This is a genomic window from Sinorhizobium sp. CB7 (assembly GCF_041357635.1).
Classification (GTDB): domain Bacteria; phylum Pseudomonadota; class Alphaproteobacteria; order Rhizobiales; family Rhizobiaceae; genus Rhizobium.
In genome coordinates, this window is the sequence record NZ_JAULLL010000025.1 from 45903 (window position 1) to 60351 (window position 14449).

The 14449-nt window shown below is 61.8% G+C and carries 13 protein-coding genes; 3 read left to right on the top strand and 10 right to left on the bottom strand.

All coding sequences use genetic code 11. The annotated features are described in order from the left end of the window. From AAE029_RS32185 to ruvC, 3 genes are read right to left on the bottom strand one after another with little or no spacing between them, the layout of a single operon-like run. Complete coding sequence (locus AAE029_RS32185; protein WP_371076991.1) at nt 1-414, bottom strand: type II toxin-antitoxin system VapC family toxin; 414 nt, start codon at nt 412-414, stop codon at nt 1-3. After that, nucleotides 414-662: an AbrB/MazE/SpoVT family DNA-binding domain-containing protein gene (locus AAE029_RS32190; protein ID WP_371076992.1), complete on the bottom strand. Its 249-nt coding sequence runs from the start codon at nt 660-662 to the stop codon at nt 414-416. The genes AAE029_RS32185 and AAE029_RS32190 overlap by 1 nt, the downstream gene beginning before the upstream one ends. 55 nt (nt 663-717) lie before the next feature. After that, entirely contained in the window at nt 718-1227 is a 510-nt protein-coding gene (gene ruvC, locus AAE029_RS32195; protein WP_371076993.1) for a crossover junction endodeoxyribonuclease RuvC, read from the bottom strand. Between the two features lie 180 nt (nt 1228-1407). Between ruvC and AAE029_RS32200 the strand changes: the two genes are divergently transcribed. Beyond that, on the top strand, nt 1408-3723 hold the full coding sequence (locus AAE029_RS32200) for a methyl-accepting chemotaxis protein (RefSeq protein WP_371076994.1): 2316 nt from the start codon (nt 1408-1410) through the stop codon (nt 3721-3723). Between the two features lie 56 nt (nt 3724-3779). Here the strand turns inward: AAE029_RS32200 and AAE029_RS32205 are convergent, their stop codons facing one another. Further along, nucleotides 3780-4622: an oxidoreductase gene (locus tag AAE029_RS32205; protein WP_371076995.1), complete on the bottom strand. Its 843-nt coding sequence runs from the start codon at nt 4620-4622 to the stop codon at nt 3780-3782. Nucleotides 4623-4710: 88 nt separating this feature from the next. Here AAE029_RS32205 and AAE029_RS32210 point away from each other — a divergent pair, with 88 nt between their 5' ends. Both AAE029_RS32210 and AAE029_RS32215 read left to right on the top strand, forming a co-directional pair. Beyond that, nucleotides 4711-5112 (top strand): winged helix-turn-helix transcriptional regulator, encoded by a 402-nt coding sequence (locus AAE029_RS32210; RefSeq protein WP_371076996.1) that lies wholly within the window; start codon nt 4711-4713, stop codon nt 5110-5112. Nucleotides 5113-5202: 90 nt separating this feature from the next. Then, nucleotides 5203-6201: an LLM class flavin-dependent oxidoreductase gene (locus tag AAE029_RS32215; RefSeq protein ID WP_371076997.1), complete on the top strand. Its 999-nt coding sequence runs from the start codon at nt 5203-5205 to the stop codon at nt 6199-6201. A 267-nt stretch (nt 6202-6468) separates the two neighbouring features. On the opposite strand, the gene AAE029_RS32220 is transcribed toward AAE029_RS32215, so the two are convergent. From AAE029_RS32220 to AAE029_RS32245, 6 genes are all read right to left on the bottom strand, one after another. Then, a complete protein-coding gene (locus AAE029_RS32220; protein ID WP_371076998.1) occupies nt 6469-7095 on the bottom strand; it encodes a peroxiredoxin in 627 nt (208 codons plus the stop codon). A 121-nt stretch (nt 7096-7216) separates the two neighbouring features. Further along, entirely contained in the window at nt 7217-9208 is a 1992-nt protein-coding gene (fhuB, locus tag AAE029_RS32225) for a Fe(3+)-hydroxamate ABC transporter permease FhuB (RefSeq protein ID WP_371077039.1), read from the bottom strand. After that, the gene (locus tag AAE029_RS32230; RefSeq protein ID WP_371076999.1) at nt 9201-10076 is read right to left on the bottom strand and encodes an ABC transporter substrate-binding protein; all 876 of its coding nucleotides are present in this window, start codon (nt 10074-10076) and stop codon (nt 9201-9203) included. The genes fhuB and AAE029_RS32230 overlap by 8 nt, the downstream gene beginning before the upstream one ends. Before the next feature lie 7 nt (nt 10077-10083). Next, entirely contained in the window at nt 10084-10863 is a 780-nt protein-coding gene (locus tag AAE029_RS32235; protein ID WP_371077000.1) for an ABC transporter ATP-binding protein, read from the bottom strand. A gap of 92 nt (nt 10864-10955) precedes the next feature. Next, the gene (locus AAE029_RS32240) at nt 10956-13130 is read right to left on the bottom strand and encodes a TonB-dependent siderophore receptor (protein ID WP_371077001.1); all 2175 of its coding nucleotides are present in this window, start codon (nt 13128-13130) and stop codon (nt 10956-10958) included. Between the two features lie 201 nt (nt 13131-13331). After that, nucleotides 13332-14216, bottom strand: coding sequence for a helix-turn-helix domain-containing protein (locus AAE029_RS32245; RefSeq protein WP_371077002.1), 885 nt, complete (start codon nt 14214-14216; stop codon nt 13332-13334). Nucleotides 14217-14449 lie beyond the last annotated feature (233 nt).

The window sequence follows — 14449 nt, forward strand, 5'->3', positions numbered from 1 at the left end:
TCAGGGATGGGTTTCGGGGGTGATGAGACCAAGCATCGGAAAATAGCTGCGATACCGGGCGGGGTCCCGGGTCAGCAGGCGATAGCCTTTCACCGTTGCATGGGCACCAATATAGAAATCGGGAAGCGGCGACCGCTTCTCGCCGCCAGCTTTCCTATATTGCAGGAATGCCTGTCCGGCCGCATAGGCCGCCTCCCACGGCAAATCCTCCCGCTCGAAAGCAGTCGGCGCCATTGCGGCATCCAGCGCGCCAAGGGTGGCGAAGCCCGCCGCCATTTCCGCGTAGATCAGGGGATTGATAATCAAAGCGCCTTCGCGCCGTGCCTTCGCCAATTGCAGGAGCGACCAGTCCTCGTAATCGCTGCCGCGATGGAACACGTCGATCAGTACATTGGTGTCGACCAGGACCGGCATCAGTCACGCAGCATCTTGTAGAAAGCGTCGCCGTCCATATCGCCGAGAGACATCGACCCCTTGTGGCGACGGATATGATCGACGAAATCCTGCACGTCGCGTTCCCGTTCGTCATGGGAAGGTTCTACGCGCCGCAGCACCGCCTCTCCCTCCTTGAGCACGAATTCAACCTCGCTGCCCGTCTCGATATGAAGACTGGTGCGGATGTTTTTCGGGATCGTCACTTGGCCTTTTTCCGTCACGCGCATGGTAATACCTCTAAAGTAATACCTAAGCGCCCTGCGAGAACAAGTCAAGAACGAACTACCCGGCCAGTGCCTGTCGCATCCTGTTTGCCCCGCGATGATGCGCATGGCAGATGGCGATCGCGAGCGCATCGGCGGCGTCATTGCCCTTGAATTCGGCCTTGGGCATCAGGATTTTGAGCATCATGTGAATCTGCTGCTTCTCGCCGTGGCCGACGCCGATCACGGCTTTCTTGACGGCATTGGGCGCATATTCGGCAACCGGAAGCCCGGCGCGCGCCGGCACTAGCATGGCCACCCCGCGGGCCTGGCCGAGCTTCAGCGTTGCAACCGCATCCTTATTGACGAAAGTCTGCTCGACGGCAGCCTCGTTCGGCCTGTGACCGTGGACGATATCGGCGAGCCCGTCATGAAGCTGGCAAAGGCGTGAAGCGAGATCCATATCGCCATCCGAGGTCACGGTACCGGAGGCGACGAATCGCAATGAATTGCCTGATGTATCGATGATTCCCCAGCCGGTGCGCCGAAGTCCGGGATCGATACCGATGATGCGAATCGTATTTTGCATGGGAAAACCTAGCTGTTCTCAACAGCTACTGCCAGCAATATGTGAACAAAGCGAAAACGAAATTCGACTTTAGGCTTACATTTACTGGGATTTAAGGACATTGCCGAATTCTGATCCCCAAAATGTCGGGGCTTGCCGGTCGCCACGTCCGCCGGAGTTGGTTCAGAGGGATTCCTGTTCATGGCTCGAAGATTTCATTCTTTGTCCTTCAAGGTGATTGCAACCTTCATGTTGCTCACCGTCCTGTCGATTGGCGTCATCAACGTGCTGGCCTATCTCGCCACCAGCCGCATCTCTCACGAACAGGCGCTTAAGGCCAAAGAGAGCGTCCTTATCTTCCGTGGCGACATGCTGAAGGATCAGCTTGGCCAGATCGAAAACCAGGCCAATTCGATCGCGCGCATCGAAGCCCTGCAGATGGCGATCACGAGCCTGCGCAGCGGCTGGAAGACCATCGAGAAGAATTCGGGGAACGCGCGCACCGAGCTCAGGGACGTCTTCATCACGAAGAATCCCAATCCCGCCGATCAACGCGAAAAGCTGGTAAAGCCGGAAGGACCGAGCGGCTTCTACTATTCCAACCATGAGAAGACGCAGATCGAGGTCGCACGCGATCTGCAGGGTACCGCCTTCAGTGATCTGCTGATTGCCGACATGGACGGCTACGTCCTTTATTCCTACAAGAAGGGCGACGCCTTTGCGGAAAACCTGAAGACCGACCAGTGGAAGTCGACGGGCGCAGGCACGGCTTTCGCCAAGGCGGTCGAGAATGCCGGCAAGGCGACGGACGATTCCGCGCCGACGGCCTTCTCTGGCCTGACGATCGATGCGACAAGCGGCAGGTCGGCGATCTTCTATGCCGTTCCGATCATCAAGCTCGGCGCGCCGAAAGGCATCATCCTCTTCCAGGTCCGTGACGACATCCTTGCCGGCATTCTGGCCAAGGGCAATGTCGCCGGCAGTTCCGCACGCTCGGCCGTCATTTCCGCTGACGGTTCCGTCGTCGGCCTCGATCAGGCAGGGCGGCTTGCCAGGCTCGATCCCGCTCCCTTCGCCTTCTACAAGGATGCGCTCGCCGGAGACAGCATGACGGTTGCCGATTTCGAGCGCGCAGACGGGCCGGCGCGGGCCTATGCGCGGCCGATCGAATTCGCCGGCTCCCGTTTCCTGGTGGTCGAAAGCGTGCTGAAATCCGAACTCAATGCCGGCTCGCTGGAGATCGCGAAACTGCTGACGCTGATCGGCCTCGGCGTGCTGATCGTCACCGCGTTTGCGACCAGCGGCGTCATGAAGCTGCTGTTCTCGCCGCTCGTTCGCCTTGCCGGGATCACGCGCGACGTCGCCGACGGAAAGCTCGACAGCGAGATCGGCAGCCAGGATCGCCGCGACGAGATCGGCACGATGGCGAAGGCCCTGCAGAGCTTCCGCACCTCGCTGATCGAGCAGCGCGCCCTTGAGGCGGCGAATGCCGCGACACGCAATGAGGCCGAGCGCGAGCGTCAGAAGAATCTCGCCGAGCGCGAGGCTGAGGCAAGAAGCCTGCAGGAGGTGGTGGAAGCCCTTGACGATGGCTTGAATCATCTTGCCGGCGGCGACCTTTCCTTCCAGATCGATCGCCGCTTCCCGGAAGAGCTCGAAGGCCTGCGCATCAATTTCAACCAGGCGCTCGCAGCCCTCAGCGACACCATGACCTCGATCGGCGGCAACTCCATGGCCGTGCGCTCGGGTTCGGAAGAAATGCGCAACGGCGCCGACGAGCTCGCCGGGCGCACGGAACGCCAGGCCGCCTCGATCACGGAGACTGCCAACGCCATCGACGCCATCACCCAGTCGGTCCGCGTTCAGATGCAGCGCGCTGAGCAGGCCGGAAAGATCGCCCGCGATGCGCAGAGCGAGACGGAGGGTTCCGGCCGGATCATGCGCGACACCATCGCTGCGATGGAAGCGATCCAGGCCTCGTCGCGCCAGATCAACTCCATCATCACCGTCATCGACGACATCGCCTTCCAGACGAACCTGCTGGCGCTGAATGCCGGCGTCGAAGCTGCCCGCGCCGGCGAAACCGGCAAGGGCTTCGCGGTCGTTGCCCAGGAAGTGCGCGAGCTCGCCCAGCGCTCCTCGAGCGCAGCCAAGGAGATCGCCGACCTCTTAAAGAAATCAACACACGAGGTCGAGACCGGCGTCGCCTTGGTCGAGAAGGCAGGCAGCGCGCTTCAGGGTATCGGCGAACATGTCGAGGCGATCAACGGCCGGATCCGTGAGATGATGGAATCGACCCGCGAGGAAGCCGAGACGCTGCGCCAGATCAACACATCCGTCGCCGAACTCGATTCCATGACGCAGCAGAATGCCGCCATGGTCGAGGAGACGACAGCGGCGATCCATCGCCTCGCTTCGGAGGCAAGCGAAATGGACCGCCAGCTCGGTAATTTCCAACTCGCGGAAACACCGCACCAGCACACGGCTGAAATTCATCTCCTGCGACGCCATGGCTGACGCCACTCCTGCTGGCACGAAGGGACGGCTGAGGCGAGCGCGGCTGCCCTCTCATTTTACAGCTCGACACTGGCCTCGAAATCGGTGGAGAGGCTGAGATCACGCCATTTCTGATCGGCCTCCGCCTTGGCGCGATCGGCCTGTTCCACCGCACGAAAGGCATCGCTGCCCAGCAGCAGCCGAAGCGGCGGCTGATCGAGACCGGCCACATGCAGGATGACGGCGGCTGCCTTTCTGGGATCGCCGGGCTGCTTGCCATCATAGTCACGCTGATAGCGCACCATGGCCCCGACCGTCGCCGCATATTCCGGGCGTCCTTCGTTGAAACGGGTCGAGGACCCGGCGAAATCCGTGCGGAAACCACCCGGCTCGATGACCGTCACCTTGATGCCGAGCGGGCCGACCTCCTTCGCCAGCACTTCGGAAAAGCCTTCAATGCCCCACTTTGCCGCCGCGTAGGGAGCGCGCCCGACCGGGCCGATGCGACCGCCGACGGAGGAAAATTGGATAATATGCCCCGCCCCCTGCTCGCGCATCAGCGGCAGCGCCGCCTTGGTCAGGATGATCGTGCCGAAGAGATTGGTTTCGATCTGTGCCCTGAAATCGTCGAGGCTTGTATCCTCGATCGGGCCGACATTGCCGTAGCCGGCATTGTTGACGAGCACGTCGAGCCGGCCGAATGTCTCGACTGCCGTCTTGACCGCCACGCCGGCGGCCGCGGGGTCGGTGACATCGAGCGTGATGGCAAGTATCCGTTCGCCGTATTGCGCCTTCAGATCCTCGAGTTGCGAGGGAACACGCGCCGTCGCCACGAGGCGGTCCCCCGCAGCCAGCACCGCTTCGGCAAGCGCTCGCCCAAGACCGCGGGAACTGCCTGATATCAGCCAAACCTTCGTCATAAAACGCTCCTTCGTTTGTTTCATGACGCCATCTAGGGCTTATTGTTTCCAGTTGAAAGAAGGTACCTTTGAGATCTATACATTCCCTATGGTAACTTACATTCAAAATGATACCTTTGATTTCTGCGAGACCCTGAGCGACGAAGAGGACGCACTCGCCCGCGAGATGATGGAGCGCGCATCGGCAAAATGGCCGCTGCGCGTGCTGCATGTCCTTGCCGAGGCCAAGGGTCCGCTGCGCTTCTCCCGCCTGCTCGAACGCGTCGACGGCATCAGCCAGAAGGTACTGACACAGACGCTTCGCGCGCTCGAAAGGGATGGGCTGGTGACCCGCAAGCTCTATCCGCAGGTGCCGCCGCGCGTGGAATACACGCTGACGCCGCTCGGCGAGGAATTGCTGGTACAAGTGGTGACCCTCTGGCGCTGGATCGCCGGGCGCGTGCCGCAATTTGCCGCAGCGCGACGACAGGCGGAACTATCCTCCTGTTGATGCGAGATCTTGCGCTTGGAAAGGCGCCAGCGCGAACCTACATCAGCGGGCACGCCCCTTCGGCTCCGCGCCCCATCGATAGGTTTTCCCATGGTTCCCTTCTCCATCCTCGACCTTTCCCCCGTCGCCGAAGGCAGCGACATCCGCCAGTCCTTCGAAGGCTCCAGACGCATGGCGCAGAAGGCTGAGGAACTCGGCTATACCCGCTTTTGGCTCGCCGAGCACCACGGCATGCCGGGGGTCGCGAGCGCGGCAACGGCTGTCGTGATCGGTCATGTCGGTGCCGCGACCTCGCGCATCCGTGTCGGCTCTGGTGGCGTGATGCTGCCCAATCACTCGCCGCTGGTGATCGCCGAACAGTTCGGCACGCTGGAAGCGCTTTTCCCAGGCCGCGTCGATCTCGGCCTCGGCCGGGCGCCCGGCACCGACATGCGCACGGCCCAGGCGCTTCGGCGCAACATGGAGGATGGCGCCCACAGCTTTCCGAACGATGTCGTGGAACTGCAACGGCTTCTCGGCCCCGCCCAGGAAAACCAGGCGATCCTCGCCGTTCCCGGCAATAATGCCAATGTGCCGATCTGGCTGCTCGGCTCCAGCCTCTACAGCGCCCAGCTCGCCGCCATGCTGGGCCTGCCCTATGCCTTCGCCTCGCATTTCGCGCCGGACTCGCTGCTCGATGCCATCGCCATCTACCGCGACCGCTTCACGCCCTCGCAGGCGCTCGACAAACCCTATGTGATGGTCGGCGTCATGGGCGCCGCCGCTGAGACTGACGACGAAGCGCAGTATCACTTCACGTCGGCGCAGCAGCAGTTCGTCAACCTACGCCGCAACGTCCGCGGCCCGTTCCCGAAACCCGTGCGCAATATGGACGATTTCTGGACGCCGATGGAAAAGCTCAATGTCGAGCACACGCTACGCTACGCCGTCGTCGGCGCGCCGGATACCGCGGAAGCCAAGCTCTCCGGTTTCATCAACGAGACACAGGCCGACGAGGTCATCATCTCCATGCCGATCCACGACATCGAGGCGCGGCTGAAGTCGCTCGAACTCTTTGCTGGCCTGCCGTCGTTTGAGAAGGCGGCGTAGTCAAGGAGTCCAACTTGAAGATTGAACCGGAGACATGATCACAGTTCCGGTGCTGTTGATGCATCAGTGAGGGACGACGGAGGTCGCGACTCCCCCTTCGCCCCGCATGCGGGGAGAAGGCGCCCGAAGGGCGGATGAGGGGCTTTCACCGCACTCTATTTTGGCCCGCAACTATCGGATTCGGCGAGAGTTTTGCCCCTCACCCTAGCCCTCTCCCCGCACGCGGGGCGAGGGGACCGCTGTTCACCACGCGGCAATATCTCAATTCTAAAAAATACTCACATAGCGCAGATACGGCTTTACCCTCTTGATACCCTGTGGAAACATCAAGGGCGCCAGTTCATCGGAAATTGATGGTGCCACGATGACCGGATCGCCAGGCTTCCAGTTCACAGGCGTAACCACCCTGTAGGAATCCGACATCTGAATCCCGTCAACGACACGCAGGATCTCCCGGAAATTCCGGCCGATATTCGCAGGATAGGTGAGGATCAGGCGCACTCTTTTGTCCGGATCGATGATGAAGACCGACCGGACTGTAACCGCTGGGTCGCTGGCCGCGTGGACCATGCCGTAGAGATCCGCAACCCTTCGATCGGCATCCGCCAGAAGCGGGAAATTGAGGGCATGACCCTGTGTCTCCGCAATATCGGCCGCCCATCTTTCATGGGCTTCGAGCAGATCGACGGAAAGGCCGATCACCTTGACGTTCCGCCTGTCCCATTCGGCGCGCAGTCGCGCGACCTCACCGAGTTCGGTGGTGCAGACGGGCGTGAAATTCCTGGGGTGACTGAAGAGGATTCCCCAGGACTGGCCGAGCCAATCATGGAAATGGATCGGGCCCTCCGTGCTGTTCTGGGTGAAGTCCGGTGCTGTCTGTCCGAGCTGTAGCATCTGTACCTTCCTCCGTTACCGCGCAACATGGCGGTTTCGGGTTCCAGCTAGATGCGACGGCGGCTACAGGATTGTTTCAGGACCGCCGCTTGAGGTTGCAATCGCAATCTGCAATCAGCCATCAATGCGGGGTCTCCCTTCGGGTGAGCAACCAGACTAGATAGGGGCCGCCGATCAGGGCAGCGAAGAGCCCGACCGGCACCTGATAGGGATAGATGGCGACGCGGGACAGCCAGTCGGCCGCCGTGAGCACGCCTGCGCCGATCAGCATGCTGGCCGCAAGCTGGAAGCCGGGCGTCCGGAAGCCCACGAGCCTTGCAAGATGCGGCGCGATCAGTCCGGTGAGGCTCAGGGGCCCGACAAGGAAGGAGGCGATCGCCGTCATCAACGCAGCAATTGTCGCCAACGCCAGGCGGCTTAAGCGAACGGAAAGGCCGAGAGCGCAGGTTGCGCTGCCGCCAAGGGGCAGAATGCTCAGCCAGCGGCGGAGGAAAGGCAGGGGCGATGCCAGGATGGCGAGCGAAAGGATCGCCGTCCAGGCTTCGAAGGTGCCGGCTCGGTTCGTCGAGCCGGAGAGCCATGTCAGCAGGATATAGCCGCGCATGTCACCCTGGGCCAGCACCATGGTTATCACCGCCATGGAGAAGGCGCCGATGGCGATGCCCGCAAGCAGGAGCCGCTCCGGAGCAAACTGCGTGCGCGACGCGATCGCGATCATGATGAGGAAAGAGAGGAGCGCACCGATCGCCATGCCGAGGAGCATGACCACCGGGGAAGGAAAGCCGAAGAGGAAGAGCACCGCCGTCAATCCCGCTCCGCCGCCGGCGCTGACGCCGAGCACTTCCGGGCTCGCAATCGGGTTGCCGGTCACGCGCTGCATGATGAAGCCTGCGGCCGCGAGCATGGCGCCGGCACCGCCCGCGACCACGGTTCGCGGCAGGCGGAAGGGTAAAAGGTCGGCAAGGAGCGATCCGCCTGCGATCTGCCAGCCATCATTGCCGGGGGCGACGGTCAGTACGATCACGAGCAGGATCGCCAGTCCCAGGATCAGCAGCGCCAATGCGCCGACGGGCCTGCGAAGCTTTCTGAAAGAGGCTGCCGATTGTGCCGTGACGGTCGAAAAGGAATGGACGCGCGGCAGCAGGAAAAGCAGCATCGGACCACCGAACAGCGCCGTCGCCGCACCTGCCGGGGCAAGGTCCGAGAAACCGGGGCCGAAAAGCTGCATGACGCTATCGGTGAAGAAAAGCAGTCCAGCGCCGGTCAACGGTGCGGCAAGCATGATCTGCATTGCCGTCCGCGCGCCGGCAAGCCGCGCGACCGCCGGAGCCGCAAGACCGAGAAAACCGATAATGCCGACCTCTGCCGTAACCGAGGCCGAAAGCCAGACCGCGAGCACGACGGTCGCAAGACGGGTCGAAAAGAGCGCGAGACCGAGGCTTCTTGCGCCGCTGTCATCGAGCGCGAGAACCCGCAGCGGTCGCGTGAGCAGGAGAGCGGCGGCAAAGCCGACCAGGAGGCGCGGCGCGAGCGAAAGCACACCGTTCCAGTCCTGCTGGCTGAGCGAACCCGCGCCCCAGATATAGATCGACATCGCATATTCGCCGCGCGCCAGTATGACGGTGACGCTGAGCGCGGAAGCAATCAACGTCACCACCATGCCGCAAAGCGCGACGGTCACGGGGTCGAGCCCGCGGCGCCAGCTGAGCGCCAGGACCAGGGCAACGGCTCCAAGCCCGCCGCCGAAGGCGACAAGCTCACGGGAAAGACCGACCAGTAGCGGGGAGACGCTCATCGCGACGGTGAGCGCCAGTTCCGCGCCGGATGCGATGCCGAGCGTCGAAGCGTCGACGATCGGATTGCGCAGCACACGCTGCAGCAGCGCCCCCGAAAGCCCGAGTGCGGCGCCCGCAATCAGTGCCAGGACCGCGCGGGGCAGCATGCTGTCCCAGAGGAGGATGTGATCGAGGGCGACCGCCGCGACGCTGTCCGCTGGTACCCGCGGCCGCAGGAGGACAAGCAAGGCGAATGCGACAATGCAGGGAAGCGCAAGCGTCAGTATGCCGGCGACGGGCACACGGGACGCATCGGCCGGCCGGGGGTGGCTAACCATTCCATGCATGATTGAGCCCTTCCGCGAGAAGATCCGCAAAGCGCATGGCGGCCGGCAGGGCGCCATAGGGATTGATCGAACCGAGCGTCAGGACACGGCCTTTACGCACAGCGGGGAGCGCATTCCAGAAGGCGCTATCTGAAAGCGTCGCAAGCGCATCTTCCGGCTGCGGCGGGATCATGACGATCCAGGCGTCGGGCATGCCGGCGAGCGTTTCGATGCCGACCGGAGCCATGGCGGAATAGCTCGTAGCACGCTGCCAGGCATTGGTAAGACCGACCCGCTTCAGCACCGCGCCGAACATGCTGTCCGACCCAAAGACGCGGTAATGGCGGGCATCGCCGAGATTGATCGGGATGACCGGCCGACCGTCGCCTGCAGCGAAAACGGAGCGATAACGGTCCAGCTTCTGCGCCAGCCTTTCAGTGAGCTCAGCGGCGGCGGGCAATTGCAGCCGCTCACCGATGGCAAGCGTCGTCTGCCAGGCGAGCATGAATGGATCTTCGCCCTGCCTGTAGATCGCGTGGCTTGCGACCGGCGCGATGGTGCCCATCCGGGCATCGGCCCAGCCATAGAAATTGGAATTGAAGATCAGTTCGGGTTTAGCAAGGCGCAGAACCTCGAAATTTGGTGTGCCACGCAGGCCGAGGTCAGCGACTGTGTCTGGAACATCGGGCGTAACGGCGACCTGCCGGAACTGCCGCAGCTCCGTTCCGGCAACGACCTTCGCCCCGATCGCAAGCAGCGTTTCGAGAAGCGCCCAGTCGAGCGTTGCGACCCGCGAATTTCCCGCCGCCCTGGCAAGGGCAGGTGCGGCCAGCGATGCCGCGGCGCAGACGAGGAAATTTCGGCGCGTCAGCTCGGCCATGCACATGTCACAGAAGATAGCTGACGGGTTCGCCGCGGGACGGATGCGAAAAGACCCCCATCCCGACACCGAAGATCGTCTGCAGCATTTCGCTCTGCATGATCTCCGAGGGCGTGCCCTGGGCAGTGATCTCCCCGCGATTGAGCGCGATAATCTCGTCGCAATAGCGCGAGGCGAGATTGATGTCGTGCAGCACGATCACGACCGTCAGCCCGCGCTCGTGACTCAGCGACTGCACCAGCGACAGCACGCCGGCCTGATGGGCAAGGTCGAGTGCCGACGTCGGTTCGTCGAGCAGAAGGCAGCGGGAGTTCTGCGCCAGCATCATCGCGATCCAGGCCCGCTGGCGCTCGCCGCCGGACATGTTCGCCACCATCCTGTCGGCAAAATCCGCAAGGTCGGTGCGGGTAATCGCCTCCTCAACCAGATCCCGGTCGGAGGCGGTGAAGCGGCCGAGCGTTCCGTGCCAGGGAAAGCGGCCGAGCGCCACCAGTTCCCTGACCGTCATGCCGTCGGTTGCCGGCGTGAACTGCGGCATATAGGCGACGCTGCGCGCAAAGGCGCGATTGCCCCATTCCCGTGCCGGCTTGCCTTCGATCGAAAGGAAGCCCGAGATTGGCGCAATCTGCCGGGCGATGATCTTCAGAAGCGTGCTCTTGCCGGAGCCGTTCGGCCCGACCAGCCCATAGATCCGCCCGGCTTGAAGCGTCAGGTCGATCCCCGAAAGAATGGTTTTCGAGCCGATCGAATAATCGACATCGGACATGGTCAGAAAGGGCGTGGACAAGACAAGCCTCCGCTGCGCTGCAAATAGGAGTGAGAGGGCTTGCCCTTCTCGCGTTCCACAGCTTCCTGCAAAACTATACTCCTTCTGTCAACTTACCATTTCTTGGCCAGCTTGAAGGTGAATGTCCGTGCGTCGCCATAGCCGCAGACCGTCAGGCCGCCGCATCCTTCGACATATTCCTTGTCGAAGATATTGGTGACGTTGAGCGACGCCGTCCAGTCGTCTCGCTCGTAGCGGATCGCCGCATCGAAGAGTGTTGCCGCAGGCACTTTTTCGGTATTGGCCTCGTCCGCCCAGGACCATCCCTGATGACGCACGCCGGCACCGAAGCTCAGGCCCTCGAAGGCAGTCGTCGTCACGGTATAGTCGATCCATAGCGAGGCCGTGACTTTCGGAACGATATAAGGAGATTTGCCGATAAGCGACGGATTGAGATCGTTCTCCGTGATCTCCATGTCGGTATAGGCGAAGGAGCCAAGCAGCCTCCAGTTCTCGTTGATGTTGATCTTGCCTTCCAGTTCGGCGCCGCGCGACTCGACCTCGCCGAGCTGCGCTTGTGCGAACGTAACCGGGTTCGTCACCGTGTTGTTGCGCTTGGTGATATGGAAGACGGAGGCCGTGAACGAGCCGTCGATGAAGGTCGGATCATATTTGATCCCGCCTTCGACTTGATAGCCCTCCTCCGGTTCGAGGGCGCCGGAAACACCGGTCCCGATCAGCGGATTGAAGAAGGTCGCAACGCTGACATAGGGCGTCAGGCCGTTGTCGAATTCATAGGCGAGACCGGCCCGGCCGCTGACGGCGCTGTCGTCGGACTTGTAGGAGGTGCCGACGACGGCGTCCGCATTCGTATCCACATAGTCGTAGCGGCCGTTCAGCGTCAGCAGCCAGCCTTCGCCGAAATGGATCTGGTCCTGGGCATAGAGGCCGACCTGCCGCTGCGTCACGATCTGGTCGATCTGCACGTCGTTCGGCGGCTGGGGGAGCCCGTAGATCGGATCGGTCGCGCTGATCGGCGTGGCGGTCACTGGCCATGTCGGCCATTTCTGGACATGATCCAGCCGGTAATATTTATAGTCCAGGCCAACCATGAGGTTGTGCGTGGCGCCGCCCGCCTCGAACTCGCCTTCGAGCCTGTTGTCGATCGCGAAGGTGTCCACTTCGGACTGACCCTCGAAGCCGATACGGGCGAGATAATAATCCGGTCCCGTCGGCACGCCGCCGACCCAGCCGTTGAGATACGGTCCGATCTCATGCTTGTTCAGGTGGCCATAGCGGAAGTTCTGCGAAAACCTGATGCCGTTGTCGAATTCGTGCTCGAACTCGTAACCGACCATCTTCTGGACGTAAGTGCCATTATCGATATCAGGCTCGCCATAGAAGGCATCGCGGTCGATCTTGCCGAAGGGGGCATTCTTGACGGTGCCGACATAGGGGAAGAAGCCGTTGCCGGTATGAACCTGATCGAGGCCGCCCACATAGCCCCAGGCCGTAAGGCTGGTGCCATCGTCAGGCGAAATGGTGATCTGCGGCATGATGAAGCCGCGCAGGTCTTCGGAGAAATCCGAATAATTGTCGCCGCCCGCGACCTTGCCGGTGATGCGGTAGGTCATGGTTTCGCTGGAGCCGACCTTGTCGGAGATGTCGAAACCGGTAAAGGCGTTGCCGTAACTGTTGATGCCGATATCGGTATAATAAAGCGGCTCGTCGAGCGGACGCTTCCGCACAAGGTTGATAATGCCGCCGGGGTTCGCGCCGCCATAGAGCACGGAGGCCGGCCCCTTCAGCACTTCGACACGCTCCAGCATGAAGGGGTCGATCTGAAAGCCGCCGAAGCCGTAGCTGAAGAGTTGCAGGTTATCGAGGAAGACCCCCGTCTGCGTCGCGTCGAAGCCGCGGATATAGAACCAGTCCGTATCCGGATCGCTGCCATAAGGCTGTGCGACGACGCCGGGCGTGTAGCGAAGCGCCTCGTCCACCTTGTTGGTGATGCCTCGATCGTCCATCTCCTTGACGCCGATGACCGAAACGGATTGTGGGATCTCGTTGATCGGCGTGTCGCTCTTGGAACCGGTCGACGACCGCTTGGCCACATAGCCCTGCACAGGGCTCGTTGCGGTCGCCTCTCCCGCCGCGCCTTGGATGATGACGGGTTTGAGTTCCGTAGCCTCCTGCGCCCAACCGGATGCCGCCGATGCGGTAACGGCAAGAGCAACGCCCGCCAGCAACTTCGCCCTGAAAGTGAGACCCCTGGTCTGCCCGCGCATGTAGTCTACCCCATTCACGCCGCCTGACGTCATCACGACGGAAGCGGTCGATAGCTTTCGAAATAAGGTGAGTGATTAACTCAATTTTAGTGGCGCAGCTTGTCGCGATCCGGGTCAAATTGAACGTTCTTGGGCAAAATTTCGCGACGCGGACAATTGCCCTGCAGCTGTGGCGATCTGGTCACTTGTGCCTTGAAGTTGTCAGGCCGCTTGCGCCTTTTTCCAGTGCGCGGGCGTCGTTCCCATGTTCTTGCGAAAGACACGGGTGAAATGCGCCTGGTCGGAAAAGCCCGTTTCAGCGGCAATGACAGTCAGGGGCTGCTTGCCCTGGATCAGCAATTGCTTGGCCCTCTCCAGGCGGGCGTTCACCTGCCACTGATGCGGCGCAATCCCGGTCGAAGCCTTGAAAGCATGGCTGAAATGGGACTGCGAAAGACCGGTCAGGCTCGCCAGCTCCTCAAGGCGGATATTGCGCAGGCAGTTTTCCTCGATGAACTCGGTCGCCCGCCGAAGCTGCCACGCCGCAAGCTTGCTGCGCTTGCGCTCGGTCGCCCTGGTGAGCTTCAGCACGTCGATGATCAGCGACAGGGCGAGACCGTCGCCATAGAGATCGTGCAGGGGCTGCGGATTCGTGCATTCGGCGGCAATCAGTTTCGCGAGCGTCAGAATACGCTCATCCGCAAACAGCAGTCGCGCATTGCTCAGCCGTTCGGGATCGATCTCCTCCATCAGCCGACGGCTGACGATATCGGCGTCGAAATGCAGATCGAGATGCCGGACGAACTTCAGATCGACCAGATCCGCCCAGAGTTCCAGACCGGCCGGAACATAGGAGATCGGACGCCTGTACGTATCCTGGACCGTGCCATCGCCCTTCGGCGTCATCCGGACCCTCGAATTGCCCGTCCCACGCGCCTCCAGCAGAATGAAAAGTCTCGGATCGTCAGCGACATAATACCCGCCGGCGTAAGGCGCGCATTCGACATCCCACAGATCCGCGACGATGCCGTTCCAATGTCTGCGACGCAATCCGCCGATGACGGAGAAACCTTCGATCCTGTTCTGCATGCGAGGCTGAAACGTCATGAAAATCCCACTCCGGTGTCAGCCGGAATAACATGTGTATTTTACTCATGTTTATTTATCGAACTCTTTATCGCGTGACTGGAGAATCCGCAATCGCAAAAAGGAGACGGCGTGTCTCGCCAGCCGCAATCCGGACCGGATAGATAGGTAACAGAACGGGCCGGTTACAAAGGTGCTACATCGCAGTGAGGGACGACGGAGGGTGCGACTCCCCCTTCGCCCCGCCTGCGGGG

Bases quoted from the DNA above. Each gene is read 5' to 3' on its own strand.
- AAE029_RS32185 (WP_371076991.1), bottom strand. From the start codon at position 414: ATGCCGGTCCTGGTCGACACCAATGTACTGATCGACGTGTTCCATCGC.
- AAE029_RS32190 (WP_371076992.1), bottom strand. From the start codon at position 662: ATGCGCGTGACGGAAAAAGGCCAAGTGACGATCCCGAAAAACATCCGC.
- ruvC (WP_371076993.1), bottom strand. From the start codon at position 1,227: ATGCAAAATACGATTCGCATCATCGGTATCGATCCCGGACTTCGGCGC.
- AAE029_RS32200 (WP_371076994.1), top strand. From the start codon at position 1,408: ATGGCTCGAAGATTTCATTCTTTGTCCTTCAAGGTGATTGCAACCTTC.
- AAE029_RS32205 (WP_371076995.1), bottom strand. From the start codon at position 4,622: ATGACGAAGGTTTGGCTGATATCAGGCAGTTCCCGCGGTCTTGGGCGA.
- AAE029_RS32210 (WP_371076996.1), top strand. From the start codon at position 4,711: ATGGTAACTTACATTCAAAATGATACCTTTGATTTCTGCGAGACCCTG.
- AAE029_RS32215 (WP_371076997.1), top strand. From the start codon at position 5,203: ATGGTTCCCTTCTCCATCCTCGACCTTTCCCCCGTCGCCGAAGGCAGC.
- AAE029_RS32220 (WP_371076998.1), bottom strand. From the start codon at position 7,095: ATGCTACAGCTCGGACAGACAGCACCGGACTTCACCCAGAACAGCACG.
- fhuB (WP_371077039.1), bottom strand. From the start codon at position 9,208: ATGGTTAGCCACCCCCGGCCGGCCGATGCGTCCCGTGTGCCCGTCGCC.
- AAE029_RS32230 (WP_371076999.1), bottom strand. From the start codon at position 10,076: ATGGCCGAGCTGACGCGCCGAAATTTCCTCGTCTGCGCCGCGGCATCG.
- AAE029_RS32240 (WP_371077001.1), bottom strand. From the start codon at position 13,130: ATGCGCGGGCAGACCAGGGGTCTCACTTTCAGGGCGAAGTTGCTGGCG.
- AAE029_RS32245 (WP_371077002.1), bottom strand. From the start codon at position 14,216: ATGACGTTTCAGCCTCGCATGCAGAACAGGATCGAAGGTTTCTCCGTC.